Consider the following 14,983-nt stretch of genomic DNA (forward strand, 5'->3'; position numbering starts at 1 on the left):
ACTAGCACCTGACACGATCCACTGCCCCCTGGTCATCTGGCCGACTACCCCTCATCCCAACCCACCGCTACGAAGACGGAGGACGAGCACATGGCCAAGAACACGATCTTCCTGTGGTACGACAAGGACGCCGAAGCAGCGGCCCGCTTCTACACGCAGACCTTCCCAGACAGCGCGATGGGTCGCATCGTCCGCGCGCCCGGCGACTACCCCAGCGGGAAGAAGGGCGACGTGCTGGTGGTCGAGTTCACCGTGGCTGGGGTGCATTGTGCGGGCCTGAATGGTGGACCCGAGTTCAAGCACAACGAAGCGTTCTCGTTCCAGGTCACGACCGACGACCAGGAGGAGACCGATCGCTACTGGAACGCGATCGTCGGCAATGGTGGCCAGGAGAGCGCTTGCGGGTGGTGCAAGGACAAGTGGGGCGTGTCCTGGCAGATCACGCCGCGGGTCTTGACCGAAGCGCTCGCGGCAGGAGGTGAGGAAGCGAGGCGCGCTTTCGAGGCGATGATGCCCATGAAGAAGATCGACGTCGCCACGATCGAGGCCGCGAGGCGCGGCTGACGCTTCGTCACGCGTCGCGACCTGCTGAAGGCGCGGTCGCGGAGGAGATGGGCACGCGGCGGTCAAGTATCGTTCATTTTTGGCGCGCGGGTCCTCGCGAGGCGGGACGCACGCGCGCTCGGATCGCGGGGGCCGGCGGACCCCTCGCCTGGCCACCGGCGGTGAGCTCGCCATGCCAGGTGCGCAGCGCCACCTCCGCGACCTGCTCCAGCTCCTCGCGGCTCGCCCCATCGGCGGCCTGAATGGCCATCCCGTGATTCACCGCGGCGACATAGCGGGCGAGCGCGGCGGGCTCCGCGGACGCCGGCAGGTCGCCCTCCGCGACGGCGCGCTCGAAGCGCTCGCGCAGAGCGACCACGACCGTCGCGCGCCGGGCGGCGACCTCCCGCCGCACCGACTCGGCCTCGTCCCCGCAGGCCAGCGCGCTCTGCACCATGAGGCAGCCGCGCGGTGACAGCGGGTCCGCGAGTCGATCGATGGCCGTGCGCCAGAGCCGTTCCACGACGGCACCGGCGGTCGGCTCGGCGAGGGCCTCACTGAAGTACGCGGCAGGCCCCTCGGCATAGCGATCGAGCACCTTGCGGAAGAGCGCCTCCTTGTTACCGAAGGCTGCGTAGAGGCTGGGCCGGTTGATCCGCATCGCCCGCGTCAGCTCGGAGAGCGACGCGCCCTCGTACCCCCTGCGCCAGAACACCGCGAGGGCTCTGTCGAGGGCCTGATCCACATCGAAGTCGCGAGGGCGTCCCATCGTGTAACCCGTATTTTATACCGTTGGGTACAGATTTCCAGTTGACGCGCCGGGGGGCCGCTCCGCATGGTGTACCGGTCAGTACAGAATCACCCACGCAGAGGAGCATTCCATGTCGCAGAAGCTGTCCGGAAAGGTCGCGATCGTCACCGGCGCGTCGAAGGGCATCGGCGCCTCCATCGCGCAGCACCTGGCCGCCGAGGGCGCAGCGGTCGTCGTCAACTACTCAACCAGCAGGGAGGGCGCCGACAAGGTGGTGGCCCAGGTCGAGCGCCGCGGGGGCAAGGCGGTCGCCGTTCAGGCCGACGTGGCCAGGCGCGCGGACGTCGAGCGCCTGTTCGACGAGGCGAAGAGAGCTTTCGGCCGGGTGGACATCCTCGTCAACAACGCGGCCGTCTTCGAGTTCGCTCCCATCGAGGAGGTGACCGCGGAGCACTTCCACAGGCAGTTCGACATCAACGTCCTCGGGCTGCTCCTCACCACGCAGGAGGCGCTGCGGTACCTGGGCCCGGAGGGAGGCAGCATCATCAACGTCAGCTCGGTCGTCGCCACACAGGCTCCGCCCACCGCCTCCGTCTACAGCGCCACCAAGGCGGCCGTCGACACGGTCACCCGGTCGCTGGCCAAGGAGCTGGGACCGCGGCGGATCCGCGTCAACTCGATCAACCCCGGCATGATCGAGACCGAAGGCTTCCACGCGGCCGGCCTGGCGGAGAGCGACCTCCGCAAGCATGTCGAGGCAGAAACGCCGCTCGGCCGGATCGGCCAGCCGGGCGACATCGGGCCGGTCGCCGTCTTCCTGGCCTCGAGCGACTCGGGCTGGATCACCGGCGAGACGATCCACGTGTCCGGCGGCCAGGCCTGAGCGGACCTCCGAGGCCACTCCGGCATCCGAGGCGGGCCCCGGCGGCGGGCCCGACTCGTCACTTCAGAGTCGCGAGCCGCCGGCGTTCCGATCCGCGGCATCTGCCGAGAGGAGCTGGTTCACGCTGCAACCGAATGGAGTTCCGATGATCGATCACGTGAGCGTCATCGTCAGCGACTACGCGAAGAGCAAGGCCTTCTACCTGCAGGCGCTGGCGCAGACCGGCCATTCGCGGCTGGTGGAGCTGCCTGCCGCGCAGGATGACCATGCGCAGACCGCCGGCTTCTGTCACGCCGACGGATCCGACTTCTGGATCAGCCAGGGGGATGCGAACAGGCCGCCCATCCACGTCGCATTTCGCGTGTCCTCGCGCGCAGCGGTGGATGCCTTCTACGAGGCAGCCATCGCAGCAGGCGGCAGGGACAACGGTGCGCCGGGCTTGAGGCCGCAATACCACCCGAACTACTACGGCGCCTATGTGCTCGATCCGGACGGTCACAACATCGAGGCTGTCTGTCACGAGGCGCAGTGACTTCACGCCCCGACCGACAGTACCGCCGCACGCCCCGACCGACAGTACCGCCGCGCGAACCACCGACCGTCCCGCGGCCGTTTCCGGATCGTGTAAGTCTTCGTGATGACAACAGACGGGCGCGGCACGGCCCCTGCCTACCGTCGTCCCGTGACCTCGCCTCGTCGCGTCTTGCCTGGAACCACCTACCTCGTGACGCGCCGCTGCTCGGAGCGACGCTTCTTCCTGCGCCCGAGTCGTGTCGTGAACGAGATCTTCCTCTACGTCCTCGCGGTCGCTGCGCGCCGCTACGGGCTGCTCGTCCACGCGTTCTGCGTCCTCTCGAACCACGCGCACCTGGTCGTCACCGACCCTCACGGCCGGCTCCCCGCGTTCATGCAGTACCTCGACTCCCTCGTCGCACGAGCAGTGAACGCGCATCTGGGCCGCTTCGAGGGCTTCTGGGCCACCGACGGAAGCTACAGCGCGGTCGAGCCGCTCGATCCGGGAGACGTCGTCGCCAAGACTGCGTACGTGCTCGCGAACCCGGTCGCCGCCGGTCTCGTCCGCCGCGGAGCCGAGTGGCCAGGCCTCTGGACCGCGCCCGCGCAGCTCGCCGGCACGAGACTCTCGGCGCGGAGGCCTACGGTCTTCTTCGACCCGAAGAGCTACATGCCCGACGTCGCGGAGCTCGAGCTGACCGTCCCTCCCGGTTTCGCTTCGGCGGAGGACTTCCGGGCGCTCGTGTCGGAGGCGCTCGGCGACCTCGAGGAGAAGCACCAGCGGGAGCTCGCGTCGGAGCGCCGCAGGTTTCTCGGGGCTGCGCGCGTACTCGCCCAGAACCCGTTCTCGCGTCCGCCGCGCGGGGAGCCACGCTTCGCGCTCAGGCCGCGGATCGCCGCCCGCGACAAGTGGAGGCGGATCGAGGCGATCTCCCGCGTGAAGACCTTCCTGCGTGAGTACCGGCAGGCCTGGACCGCGCGTCGCTCGGGCGCGCCGAACGTGCAATTTCCGGCGGGCACCTACCTCCTCCGCATCATGCACGGCGTGCAGTGCGCCGGCGCTGCGTAGCTCGATTCGCGCCCGATCAGCCCAAGACGAACTCGGTCGCGCTCGCTTCCGGTGCCGCCATGCAAGCGCCGACGAGCGCCTGGGAGTGATTTGAGGCGCTCCCGATCGATCCGACCGGTACTCACGGTCACTCGGTTGGTCGCCAGCACGCCCTCTTGCGCACATCAGAGTCGCCCCGTCAGGCCTCGCGGACCGGTTACTCTCGGCGGGGCGCTCGGGCGGGGCCCCCCCGCCGTCAGGCCTCGCGGACCGGTTACTCTCGGCGGGGCCCCCCGGCGGGGCGCCCGCGGCGGGGCGCCCCCCGTCAGACCTCGCGGTCCGGTTACTCTCGGCGGGGCGCCCGGACCGGTTACTCTCGGCGGGGCGCCCGGGACAGGCCATGACCCTCGTGATGTGCTGCACGGCTTGAAGAGCATGGCCCTCTCCACTAGTCTCAATATTCGTTGATTAGGTGTCCGCGCCCTCGGCACGCGCAAACTGCGGATCCTCGCGCCCCCGTTGAGGGGAGCGGCGCCCGAGGGGACGAGCGGCGCCGTCCTGCGTCGCCAGCCGACAGGAGGAGTGCGAGGTGACCACCGAGACCCCTGCCCGCCGCTTCAAGAACGCGATCTACGAGCAGTTCGCCCGCGTCGGCAAGGCGCTCGCGAGCCCCCACCGGATCGAGCTTGTCGAGCTCCTCGCGCAGGGGCCGCGCACGGTCGAGGCGCTCTCGCGGATGGCAGACATGAGCCTCGCGAACACGTCCGCGCACCTCCAGGTCCTCCGTAACGCGGGACTCCTCGAATCGACGAAGGAGGGCCTCTTCGTCACCTACCGCCTCGCGGACCCGAAGGTAGGCGAGCTGCTCCTGTCGCTCCGAGCCGTCGCGGAGACGCGGCTCGCAGAAGTATCGAAGACGACGCGCGAGTTCCTCGCCGACAACGCGCTCCTCGAGCCGGTCGATGAGGCGGCGTTGCGAAAGAGAGTCAAGAACGGCGAGGTGACCCTCCTCGACGTCCGGCCGCCCGAGGAATACGAGGCCGCCCACATCCCTGGCGCGCTGTCGGTTCCCCTGCCCGAGCTCGCGAAACGGATCTCGGAGCTCCCGCGCCGCCGCGAGGTCGTCGCGTATTGCCGAGGACCGTACTGCGTGCTCTCGGTCGAGGCGGTGAAGCTCCTGCGCCGCAAGGGGTTCAAGGCCGTACGGCTCGAGGAGGGGATCCTCGACTGGGCGGCGCTCGGCCTCCCCCTCGAGGCGAAGACGGTGTGAGCAGCGGCGCGACGCCGCTCGACTACGCCGCGTGGCGCGCGAGCAGGCTCGGCAGGATCACGGAGCGGCTCGAACGGGCCGCGGTCCTCGACCTCGTCGGCGAGCCCGCGACCGTCGACGTCCTCGATGTGGGCGCGGGCGACGGTGCCTACGCGGTCGCTCTTGCGAGGCAGAGCGCACGTGTGACGGCGCTCGACCCTTCCGCCGCCGCGCTCGGGGCCGCCCGCCGCGCTGCGCGAGATTGCGGCGAGCGCCTCCGGCTCGTGCGAGGGTACGCGCAGGCGCTGCCGTTCGAGGACGCCGCCTTCGACCGCGTCATCGCGGTGACGGCGCTCTGCTTCGTCCCTGAGCCCGACCGCGCGATGTCCGAGATCGCCCGCGTGCTTCGACCGGGGGGACGGCTCGTCATCGGCGAGCTCGGCCACTGGAGCGCATGGGCCGCGTGGCGGCGCGCCAGGGCGCTGTTCAGACCCTCCTCGATCTGGCGCCGCACCCGCTTCTGGACGCCTCGCGGCTTGAGACGCCTGGCGGAACGCGCGGGGCTCGTCCCGGGTCGGGTTTGGGGGGCGGTGTTCCACCCACCGCTGACGATCGCTGCGGCCGCCCTCGCTCCCTTGGACCCGTGGCTCGGACGCGCCACCACGGTCGGGGCTGCGTTCGTAGCGCTTCGAGCGGAGAAGCCGACCGCTTTCCCCCCGCAAGGGACGGCGCAGGACGGGCGCCGAGGTTGACGTCCTCTCGAACGGGGTGCTAATCAACTACTCGCTTGAGTAGCTGATAACACCCCGACGCGGTCGCGCCCGGGCGAACGGCCCCGAGCCCTCGAGGAGACACCACGCAGATGAACTGTCTCGTCTGCAACGAGCCGTCGAAGACGAATACGCGCGTGTGTCCGGCCTGCGCAGGGCTCGATCACGCTGAGCTGATCCGCCGCTACTGCGCGCACGCGACGTCGACGAGCCCGCTCGACATGGCGCAGGCGATCATGGCTCACCCGAACTTTCCGGTCGCGGGGCAAGCGCACCACCCGCTCGTGGCCGCCGTCCTCGTGACGGCGTGGAGGAACGCCACCGGCGCGGACGCGGCCCACAGGATCGATGCCGCCATCCAGCGCGGGGGCAGCATCCCCGGCGGCTTCTGCGCCGGGTTCGGCGCGGACGCGGCCGCGATCGCCTGCGGCATCGCCGTGAGCGTCATCGAGGGGAACACGATCAAGGCGGCGCACGCGCCGGGGCGCGCGCGGGCCCACGCGCTGACGGGTCAGGCGATGCTCCAGATCGCGAGCGGAACCGGAAACCGCTGCTGCAAGCGCAGCGTCTACGGCGTGCTCGAGACCGCGACCAGTTACTTCAATGCCGCGCTTGGCGTGACGCTCGCTTCGGCGAGCGCGCGGGTGGAGTGCCCGCTCTCCGAGGCGAACAAGCTCTGCAATCGCGAGGCGTGCCGCTACTTCCCGCCGGGCGCGAGACCGCAGCGGCAGGCGCGCGCCTCGCCGTCGTCGAGGAAGTCGCATGAGGGGCAGCGCAGGGACGCCGTGACCCTGCCGGAAACGAACACACCTGCACCGGAGGACGCGTGAAATTCCTCATCATCCTGAACGACCCGCCGTACGGCACCGAGCGCTCGTACAACGGCCTTCGCCTCGCCGGCAACCTCGTCACGAAGCACGAGCAGGCGGAGGTCGACGTCTTCCTCATGGGCGACGCGGTCTCCTGCGCGAAGTCGGGCCAGACGACCCCAAACGGCTACTACAACCTCGAGCGCATGCTGAAGCCCGTCCTGCGCCGCGGGCGCGTCCTGCTGTGCGGTAGCTGCATGGAGGCCCGTGGTCTCAAGGAAGCCGAGATGGCCGAAGGGGCGAGGCGAAGCACGCTGGACGAGCTGGCACAGCTCACGGTGGCGGCCGACAAGGTCATCGTGTTCTAGGCCGACGCTCTCGAGACGTTCCCGTGCGCCGCTTCCTCCCACGCTCGTATGTAGAGGCGTTCGTCGATCCCGACGAGAGAGATGGGTTGGTGTGGGTGCACCGGCCCGTGATCGGCGTCTTCCAGGCGGCTCGCCTCGAGCCGGACGGCACGAGCCGGCACTTCAACGAGGTGGACGAACCCGCGCTCCACAAGAACGACGACCTGGAGCGGCTGCTCGCGGAGGTCGAATCCGAATCCGCCCGCCTCGTCGCGGGGAAGCTCTCGCGTCGCGGCGCCCTGGAACCCACCGAGCGCGACGTGCTCGCCTCGTTCTTCGCCCTCCTCGGCATCCGCCTTTCCTCGGGCTTCGGTCAGCTCGGCGAGGACGAAGCACGGCGCGGCTACGACGAGCTCGTCGGCGTGATGCGGGACATGGGGTGGGTATTCTGGGAGGCCGACGCACCCGACTACTTCGTCTCGTCGAGCGCGCCGTTCCACGTTGCGTTCCCGACGGACGACGGGCTCGTCCAAGGCATGGAGCTGCACGCCTCGGGCGTCGAGATCACCCTCCCCCTCACCCCGCGCCTCGCTCTGCACGCCACCTGGAAGCGCCGCGGCGAGGTTTGGCGCCGCGCGACCGAGGACGTGTTGCTCGAGCTGAACGCGCGGACGCTGCTCCGTGCGAAGAAGTTCGTCCTCGCGCCGAAACCCGCCATTCCCGGTTGACGGTTCACGTGCTGATCTCCGGGCGAGGTCGAGAGCGGCGGCGGGACTGGTTGGCGAGTCGCAGCAATTCCACCTGCATCTAGCTCGAGGAGAGCCACCCCCGTGAAGCTCAGCATCAAGTTTCATCCGCTGCTCTTTCAGGCGTCGCTCGCAGCCGGCGGTGTGGCCCTCATGGCCTTCAACTACCTGCACTTCGCCATCCCACACGGGAAGGGCCCCATCGCGCTTCACGACATCTCCTGGGGCAGCATGTCCCGGCCCCACGTGGCGCTCTATGTGCCCTTGGTGCTCGTGATGCTGGCCTTCACGCTTCTGAACTTCGGGCTGACGGCCTACTTCCTCCATCGACTGGTCAAGTGGCTGAGGGAGCCGGGTGCCTACACGGCCTTCAGGAGCAACGCCCAGGCAAACCAGAACGCCGGCATCTTCGCCATCGTGGGTTCGCTATCCATGACGGTGAACGTGGTCTGGGCACCGTTCAGCTTCTTCGTCCCGCAGATGTCCTCGCACATGCAGGCGATGATGCTGCCGTCCCTCATCATCTTCGCCCTCCTTCTCACGGCCCTCATCGTCCTGGAAGTGACCTTCGGCAGGACCTGGTTCGCGCCCGGGATCGACCGGACCAAGTTCAACTTCGTCTGGCTGCTCGACGCCTTCGCCTTCGGCCTGGTCGCCCTGACGGGTTCGGGCATCGTGGCCATGGCCAAGAACGACCTCGTCGTGGAGATGGCGGGTGCAGCGACCTTGTTCACCCTCGGAGTGGGCGGCGTCATTCTCCTGTACAAGGTCGGATACCTGACCTTTCACCATTTCAAGGCAGGGCAGCTGCCCGCGCACCCGGTGATGCCCGGGTTCTTCCTCATCGTGCCCATCGCGTGCCTGTTCGGGCTTTCCGCGTACAGGATTGCCGGCTACCTGGAACCGGCTGCGGCGGGTTCCGGGCCGCACTCCACGCTCATTGCCGCCTCTTACGTCTTGGCCGTCGTCTGGGGCCTGGGCGCGATCTACGTCATCAGGGACTACCTCACGAGCTACTTCGTGAAGAGCCCGTTCGCTCCGGCGCAGTGGGGTTTCGTCTGAGCGTTCGTGGGCTCCCAGGTCCTGGGAGTATATGTGTATGGGTTCTTCTACCAGTACACTGCGCTGTCGGCCCTCAATTACCTGAGCGTCTATCTGGCTGCCATCGTGTATGGCTTGGTCATGCGCAAGTTCCTCGTTGCAAACCGTTGCGTGAAAGCGGTGGCCGTCGCCTGAACGTGAGCATTTCTCGTGACCGCTGGCGAGCGGGCTACCGACGACGAGCCAGAACCACGGTGTCCTTCATGGTCGCCTCCTGCCCCTCCGGCCCTCGTCCGGGGCGCTCCCAGATCTCTGCGATGAGGAGTTGCCAGCCCCCACCATCGAGACCGAGGCTCTCGACCTCGGACTGGGGACGAGGAAACTTCGTGGGATCGGCAGGATCCTCAGCCATGCGAGACCACGACGGCGGTGCCGCGTGCGAGGTGACGAGCAGGTGTCCGCCCTCGGCGACCGCTGATGCGGCGCGCCTGAGGATGCCGGTGCGATTCAGCTCGACGGGCGACTGGAAGAACGATGCGGTCACCAGGTCGTAGTGGTGAGAGGGCGTCCAACGGCTGAGGTCCTGGACCTCGAAGTGCGCTCGCTCCACCAGCTTCTGGGCTCGAGCGGCCGCCTCTGAACGGAGAACGGCAGTGGCGGAGATCTCGACGCCGGTCGCGTCCCAGCCTCTCGAGGCGAGCCAGAGGACGTCGGCGCCTTCGCCGCTACCGATGTCGAGCGCCCGCGCTGGCGTGAGGCCGGCTGCGATCTTCTCGAGCACTGCATTGACCCGTCCCGACCAGATCTTCCCGGCGGCCGAGTATCGCTGTTCCCAGAACGCGTTTGGACTCTGTTGCGGCATGGCCGTTCCTCCTGAGGATTCCGAGCCGAACCTCTGCGGGGGCGCTAGGCTGGGTGTGGGACGCGCCCGGATTTCGTACGCAGCTTCGATCGTAGAGTGCTCGTGCGGCGTTCGGTCCTCGTCGCCGCGGTCGAATGACCCGTGTCCTTGCAGACCTGCTCGAAGGCCGCGGCAAGATCCGCCAAGGTGACTTGCCCGAGGCGCGCGAGTAGCAACTCCTGTGCGCTGCGCACCGCGTCTCTCAACGCGCCATTTACCGCACGTTCCACCGCACACGAGGAATTGGAGCCGCCGCTTCCAATCGCGAACAGCGTCGGGCTGCCGACGGCCTGGTAGACATCTCTCAGCGTCGTCGTGCCCAGGTCACACGCTATCGTCCAGCCTCCGCCACGGCCCTTCTCCGCACGCACGTAGCCAGCTTCCCTCACCGCGCCCATCATTCGGCGCACGACGACGGGATTGGTGCCCAGCATCTCGGCCATGTGTTCCGAGGTGAATGGCCCATTGCTGCGCGCCATGTGCATGAGCACGTGCAGTACGCGCGACAGGCGAGTGTCGGTCCTCATCGCCGAGCCTTCGAGGACGGAGCGTTCAGGAGGTCCTCCGTTCAAGTTTCCAGCGAGCACATCAAGCGGGGGCAGCTCGGCGACGGATCCGGTGGCGGCTCTTACAACGACGGTGCCGCTGCGTCTTCGCGTGTGGCGCCTCCGCGGTGAGTCGTCTCTTCAGGACGAAAAGGTATCATCCGAAGTTACGCGATGCAACCCGGTCGTGTTGAACGATGTGCTCCCGACTCACTTCCTCGAACGCGCCTCCACCCCTGAGAAGACCAGCACCTGATCCGGGAGCCGTGCGCCGCGGGTCTGGACCGCCGACACGGCTCCATTCAGCTCGGCGACGGCGCGCCTTTCGCGTGATCTGTCCGGGCGGCGGCTTCTCATGTCGGCAGCGTCACGAGGGCGCCAGAGCGCTCAGAACGCTGGCACGAACGCGATCGCGCCCGCGTCAGGGGAGCGTCAACTCCAGTCGTCGCGTCCCGCCGCCGATCTCTCTCGCCAGCTCGCGGTACCTGGGTTCCTTGAAGCCGACTGCTGCCCGGCGGAGGACGGGGTGAAGGGCGGAAGGACGGAACTCCGTGATCTGCTCGTGCGGAAAGGGCTCCTCGCCCGTCGCGAACGGCACGAGGTACTCGACCCCTTGCCGCAGCGAGCTCCCCGTCGGGGTGCGGAAGTTCCACAGGTCCACGTCCAGCCGCTCGCCGAGCGCCGCGAGGTGCATGTACGCAGTGAGGTTGAAGACGCTGTAGTCCCAGGCGCGCGTGCGGCTGAGCTCGCGTGGCTGGCTGCCGTCCGGTTCGAACTGCCCCGCGATCCCCGCCTGCCCATCCAGGAGCGCCGTCCGCGCCGCCTCGGTCTCCCCCGTGTAGAGGGCGAGCGCGACGACTTGCACTCGATACCAGGTCTCCTGGTTGTTACCCCGGTTCGCCTGCACGCGGCCCTTCTGGCTCGTGAGGAGCCACTCCAGGTATGAGCGCATCCACTCCTCGAACGCCTCCTCGTCCGACGCCGTCCACGCCGGCGAGCCCTCTACCAGCATCACGCCGTCGATGATGGTCGGCAGAAACCGACTCTCGATGATGCCGGCGGCGCGCCCTTCGGCGACACCCGGGACGCCCTGTGCAAATTCGAGGTGTGGGTTCATCCGCGTCGCCTCGTCCAGGAACCAGACCCTGACGAACCGCGCCAGCTGCTCCGCGAACTCCTCCCGGCCGGTCAGGTAATACGCAAGCCCGAGTGTCGAGACGTTGCGGGTGAGGCGTTCGAGGTTCTGCCGATCGGTGATGCGGTCGATCTCGGGGTTTCGCTCCCCGTCACGCTCGACGTACGGCAAGCCGTCCGGCTTCGACGGGTCGGGCCACCAGTACGGCGCCTGACTCATGTAGTCGTGCTTGTCGCCGCTCGGCGGGACGACGGGCTCGTCCGTCACGGATACCGGCGGCAGCGCCAGCGCGCGGCCTGCATCTGCTTCGAGCGCGGCGAGCGCCTCCCTGTACTGCGGTTCTCCCCGGCGCAAGCTGTCCCGCACCCGCGAGACGTGCGCCCCGTCGATCATGAGGAGCCGAGGGCTCGCGGATGGCGGGGTGGGCTCGCCATCGGCGGCGGGGCCACTGCGCGCGCGATCGCAGCTCCCGGCGAGGGAGAGGACACCCAGCACCATCGCCACATGTAGAGCCTTCCACATCGCCTGTTCCCTTATCCGCTCCGCCAGCGCCGCACCACGCCGCCCCGTCCACGAGCTGGAGGCGGCGGCGTGGTCGCCCACTTACCGGCGCGGCACCCCCGCAGCGACGGAGACCGCCTGCTGGAGCGGGGTCTCCGCGGACGACGTCCCGACGTGCACGGTGTAGCTGCCTGGAGCCGTTCTCCACTCGCCCCGTCCCCAGCCCGGCTCGGGAACGTCTTTCTCGGGCACCCAGTACGAGAGCGGATGGTTGGCCGCGGACTCGTCGACGGTGACGGTCACCTGCCGGCTCTCGCCGGGCATGAGATCGACCTTCTGGAAACCGACGAGCCGCTTCGAGGGCTGACCCGCCTCCGGCGGCAGCGTGAGGTAGACCTGCGAGGCCTCCGCGCCCTGCCGCGTCCCCGTGTTCGTGATCCTATAGGAGACGTTCAGGACGTTCTGGCCCTGCGGGCCGGCGACCGTTTGAACCGATAGGTCAGCGTACGCGAACGTCGTGTACGACAGGCCGAAGCCGAACGGGAACACGGGTTTCACGTTGTTGGCCTCGTACCACCGGTACCCCACCTGCAGCCCCTCGCTGTACTGCGCGGAGAACCGCTTCTGGCCCTCCAGCGTCGGCGAAGGATCTCCGCCCGGCTCGTTGCTGTTCGACGGGGTCGCCAGCCAGTGCGGCGGGCCGACCCACAGCCCGGGGAACTGCGCCGTCGTCTCGTGAGCGGCTTCCCTTTCCGAGTTGCCGAACGTCATGGGCAGCTTCCCCGAGGGATTGCGCAAGCCGAAGAGGATGTTCGCGACCGCGAGGCCGTCCGACTGCCCCGGGTACCAGGCCTCGACGAGCGCCGGCACCTTGTCGAGCCACGGCATGAGGACCATGCCCTCGGTCTTGAGGACGACCACCGTCTTCTTCGCGACCTCTGGATCCGCCGACAGCTCCGCCATGAGCATCTCCTGCTGCGTCCCCTCGCCTCTCTCCGGCCGCTGCAGGACGTACTCGCCCTCCTCCAGCTCGTCGTACGCGCAGAAGTTCGGATCCGCGGGAGGAATGACCGGCAAGCTCAAGGTCTCCCGGTCGCACAGCTCGTGCGGGTTGTCGCCCACCATGACGATCACGACGTCGGATTTCCTTGCGAGCTCGATGGCCCTCTCCCGGTCCTCCTTCTTGCCGGTACCGCCGGCGCTGTCGTAGGTGACCGTGGCCGGGGAGCCCAGCGTGATGAGGACGTGCTCCAGCCCCTCTTGCGGACTCACAGTGAAGGGCGCGACGACCCCTACGTTGTCCGCGCGAATGGACCGGGGGGGCAGCTTCGCCTGGCCGGCGAACCACTCCGCGCCGATGAGCGCGATCGACCGGATCTCCTTGGGTTCGAGCGGCAGGAAGCCCTGCTCGTTCTTGAGCAGGACGATGCCCTGCTCCGCGAGCTCGCGAGCCACCGCCGCGTGGGCGACGAAGTCGACCGGGGACCCGTAGAGCGCGTCGAAGTCGGTGTCGAAGTGGCCGAACTTGAACATCTGGACGTAACGACGCCGGAGCATCTGGTCGATGTCGCCGACGGTGATGGTGCCCGCGTCCAGGGCGGCCCTGATGCCTTCGCTCCCCGGGTTCCCGCGCTGTCCGCGCTGTGGCTCGAGCGAGTAGTGCAGCGGCGTGATGTGGGAAAGCTCCCAGTCCACCCCGGCCTTGATCGACGGCGCGACGTCGTGCACGGCTCGCCGGTCGGACATCACGTATCCCTGGAACCCCCAGCGCTCGCGGAGCGTCGTCTTGAGCAGATCCTCGTTCGAGCATGCGGAGACGCCGTTGATCTCCGGAAAGGCGCACATGATCGACGCTGGCTGAGCGTCCCGGACCGACATCTCGAAGGGCAGCAGGTAGAGCTCGTGCAGCGCGCGCGGCGGCACGACCGTCGCCATCTGACGGCGCTGGGATTCCTGCTCGTTCGCGGCGAAGTGCTTCGCGTTCGCGTGAATGCCGTGGGCCTGGATGCCCTTGATCTGCTCGGTGGCCATCACGCCGGACAGGTACGGATCCTCACTCTGATATTCGTAGTTGCGTCCACCGAATGGGTGGCGATGGAGGTTCATTCCGGGCGCGAGCATCACCTGGTGCCCGACGCTCCGCGCCTCGGCGCCGAGCACCTCGCCGAGCTGACGGTTGAGCTCTGGGTTGAACGTGGCCGCGCTCGCTGGCGTGGACGGCACTGCCGTCGCCACGGGCTCCGGGAGGCAGCTTCCGCCGCGCACGCCCGTCCCGCCGTTGATCATGCGGACGGTCGGGATCGCGAGCTCGGGAATGCCCTGGATGTGGCGGGCGATCTGCGTGAACTCACAGCCCGGCGGCCGATTCTCGTCCTTCTCCGCAGGCCGCGTGTCGTTGGAGATCTGCTGGACCTTCTGCTCGAGCGTCATCTGCGGGATGAGCAGGTCCGCGCGTTGCTCAGCGGTGAGGCTGGTGTTCATCCAGGGGAGACCGGACTGCTGCGCCCCGGACTCAGCATCGACGCTTCGGCCGCAACTCACGCCCAACGACAGAAGACCGACCACGGTCACTGCACGCAATTCACTCCACATGATGTGCCCCTCACCCTTTGGCCGCTCGACCGCGCCCGTGACCTGCCCCGCCGCGTCCACGCGTTGGACGCGCGTCGTCGCTCGCCCGCGTCGCGTGCGCGCCGGCCCGGGACTAGGCGCGCACTCCTTGTGAAGTCGTCTCGCGCGGAGCGTTCGCCGAGCGCTACTCGACCGCACCGCCTTCCGGCCGCGCCGGCCTCGGGGAGGAGTCGGCCACGCATGCGGGGCGGCCGCTCGACACCTCCTCGAGTGGCAGCACGTGCGTGCCCTCGGACCTCAAGGTGCGCCGCGACGTCGCGGAGTGGGTCGGGCGGTCGCGCCCTCGCTGCCGGGCCGAGCGTTGCAAGGTCCGAGGCGAGGCACGCGTCCGTGGCAAGCGCTGGCATGGTGCCCCCAGGAATGGAACTCCGCGCGCAAAATGTGGGTCGCCTCGCCCTCGTTTCCAAGCCGAGGCGAGCCCCTGCTTCACCAGCGGTGGGCCGGGAGCTCCTCGGCGAACGAGCGAAGCGCGCCGTCTTGCGCGAGGTGCAGCATGCGCCACGCTCACCCTCCCCGCGACGACGACGAGGATGCAAGGTCGGCTATCTCATCGGCAGCCTCGCGTAGGCC

At 68.5% G+C, this 14,983-nt stretch carries 15 protein-coding genes; 10 read left to right on the plus strand and 5 right to left on the minus strand.

Going from position 1 to position 14,983, the window contains the following annotated elements; all coding sequences use genetic code 11:
• Window positions 1-90: 90 nt before the first annotated feature.
• Window positions 91-564 carry a VOC family protein gene (locus ANAE109_RS16685; RefSeq protein WP_012098064.1) on the plus strand — a complete coding sequence of 158 codons (474 nt, stop codon included), beginning with the start codon at window positions 91-93 and terminating at the stop codon, window positions 562-564.
• Window positions 565-637: 73 nt separating this feature from the next.
• Here ANAE109_RS16685 and ANAE109_RS16690 read toward each other — a convergent pair whose 3' ends face one another.
• On the minus strand, window positions 638-1,312 hold the full coding sequence (locus ANAE109_RS16690; RefSeq protein WP_012098065.1) for a TetR/AcrR family transcriptional regulator: 675 nt from the start codon (window positions 1,310-1,312) through the stop codon (window positions 638-640).
• 112 nt (window positions 1,313-1,424) lie between these two features.
• Here ANAE109_RS16690 and ANAE109_RS16695 point away from each other — a divergent pair, with 112 nt between their 5' ends.
• From ANAE109_RS16695 to ANAE109_RS16735, 9 genes are all read left to right on the plus strand, one after another.
• Window positions 1,425-2,177 carry an SDR family NAD(P)-dependent oxidoreductase gene (locus ANAE109_RS16695; RefSeq protein ID WP_012098066.1) on the plus strand — a complete coding sequence of 251 codons (753 nt, stop codon included), beginning with the start codon at window positions 1,425-1,427 and terminating at the stop codon, window positions 2,175-2,177.
• 157 nt (window positions 2,178-2,334) lie between these two features.
• Entirely contained in the window at window positions 2,335-2,709 is a 375-nt protein-coding gene (locus ANAE109_RS16700; protein ID WP_234945166.1) for a VOC family protein, read from the plus strand.
• Window positions 2,710-2,859: 150 nt separating this feature from the next.
• Window positions 2,860-3,759 carry a transposase gene (locus ANAE109_RS16705; protein WP_041448439.1) on the plus strand — a complete coding sequence of 300 codons (900 nt, stop codon included), beginning with the start codon at window positions 2,860-2,862 and terminating at the stop codon, window positions 3,757-3,759.
• Window positions 3,760-4,327: 568 nt separating this feature from the next.
• A complete protein-coding gene (locus ANAE109_RS16710) occupies window positions 4,328-5,008 on the plus strand; it encodes a metalloregulator ArsR/SmtB family transcription factor (RefSeq protein ID WP_012098069.1) in 681 nt (226 codons plus the stop codon).
• A complete protein-coding gene (locus tag ANAE109_RS16715; protein ID WP_012098070.1) occupies window positions 5,005-5,739 on the plus strand; it encodes a class I SAM-dependent methyltransferase in 735 nt (244 codons plus the stop codon). The genes ANAE109_RS16710 and ANAE109_RS16715 overlap by 4 nt, the downstream gene beginning before the upstream one ends.
• Window positions 5,740-5,849: 110 nt before the next feature.
• Window positions 5,850-6,587: a DUF5714 domain-containing protein gene (locus ANAE109_RS16720; protein ID WP_012098071.1), complete on the plus strand. Its 738-nt coding sequence runs from the start codon at window positions 5,850-5,852 to the stop codon at window positions 6,585-6,587.
• A complete protein-coding gene (locus ANAE109_RS16725; RefSeq protein ID WP_012098072.1) occupies window positions 6,584-6,934 on the plus strand; it encodes a DsrE/DsrF/TusD sulfur relay family protein in 351 nt (116 codons plus the stop codon). The genes ANAE109_RS16720 and ANAE109_RS16725 overlap by 4 nt, the downstream gene beginning before the upstream one ends.
• A gap of 23 nt (window positions 6,935-6,957) precedes the next feature.
• The gene (locus tag ANAE109_RS16730) at window positions 6,958-7,641 is read left to right on the plus strand and encodes a hypothetical protein (RefSeq protein WP_143828004.1); all 684 of its coding nucleotides are present in this window, start codon (window positions 6,958-6,960) and stop codon (window positions 7,639-7,641) included.
• A 102-nt stretch (window positions 7,642-7,743) separates the two neighbouring features.
• Window positions 7,744-8,721, plus strand: a complete 978-nt coding sequence (locus ANAE109_RS16735) for a hypothetical protein (protein WP_012098074.1) — start codon at window positions 7,744-7,746, stop codon at window positions 8,719-8,721.
• Window positions 8,722-8,929: 208 nt separating this feature from the next.
• On the opposite strand, the gene ANAE109_RS16740 is transcribed toward ANAE109_RS16735, so the two are convergent.
• The 4 genes from ANAE109_RS16740 to ANAE109_RS16755 form a co-directional block, all read right to left on the minus strand.
• Entirely contained in the window at window positions 8,930-9,562 is a 633-nt protein-coding gene (locus tag ANAE109_RS16740) for a bifunctional 2-polyprenyl-6-hydroxyphenol methylase/3-demethylubiquinol 3-O-methyltransferase UbiG (RefSeq protein WP_012098075.1), read from the minus strand.
• A gap of 44 nt (window positions 9,563-9,606) precedes the next feature.
• A complete protein-coding gene (locus ANAE109_RS16745; protein WP_012098076.1) occupies window positions 9,607-10,128 on the minus strand; it encodes an Rrf2 family transcriptional regulator in 522 nt (173 codons plus the stop codon).
• 439 nt (window positions 10,129-10,567) lie between these two features.
• The gene (locus ANAE109_RS16750; RefSeq protein WP_158305905.1) at window positions 10,568-11,674 is read right to left on the minus strand and encodes an alginate lyase family protein; all 1,107 of its coding nucleotides are present in this window, start codon (window positions 11,672-11,674) and stop codon (window positions 10,568-10,570) included.
• Between the two features lie 210 nt (window positions 11,675-11,884).
• Window positions 11,885-14,434: a glycoside hydrolase family 3 C-terminal domain-containing protein gene (locus tag ANAE109_RS16755; RefSeq protein WP_143828005.1), complete on the minus strand. Its 2,550-nt coding sequence runs from the start codon at window positions 14,432-14,434 to the stop codon at window positions 11,885-11,887.
• Window positions 14,435-14,983 lie beyond the last annotated feature (549 nt).

Source organism: Anaeromyxobacter sp. Fw109-5 (genome assembly GCF_000017505.1).
Taxonomy (GTDB): domain Bacteria; phylum Myxococcota; class Myxococcia; order Myxococcales; family Anaeromyxobacteraceae; genus Anaeromyxobacter.

Coding starts and splice junctions, on each gene's coding strand:
- ANAE109_RS16750 (WP_158305905.1), bottom strand. CDS start 11,674: ATGATCGACGGGGCGCACGTCTCGCGGGTGCGGGACAGCTTGCGCCGG.
- ANAE109_RS16740 (WP_012098075.1), bottom strand. CDS start 9,562: ATGCCGCAACAGAGTCCAAACGCGTTCTGGGAACAGCGATACTCGGCC.
- ANAE109_RS16745 (WP_012098076.1), bottom strand. CDS start 10,128: ATGAGGACCGACACTCGCCTGTCGCGCGTACTGCACGTGCTCATGCAC.
- ANAE109_RS16695 (WP_012098066.1), top strand. CDS start 1,425: ATGTCGCAGAAGCTGTCCGGAAAGGTCGCGATCGTCACCGGCGCGTCG.
- ANAE109_RS16690 (WP_012098065.1), bottom strand. CDS start 1,312: ATGGGACGCCCTCGCGACTTCGATGTGGATCAGGCCCTCGACAGAGCC.
- ANAE109_RS16720 (WP_012098071.1), top strand. CDS start 5,850: ATGAACTGTCTCGTCTGCAACGAGCCGTCGAAGACGAATACGCGCGTG.
- ANAE109_RS16685 (WP_012098064.1), top strand. CDS start 91: ATGGCCAAGAACACGATCTTCCTGTGGTACGACAAGGACGCCGAAGCA.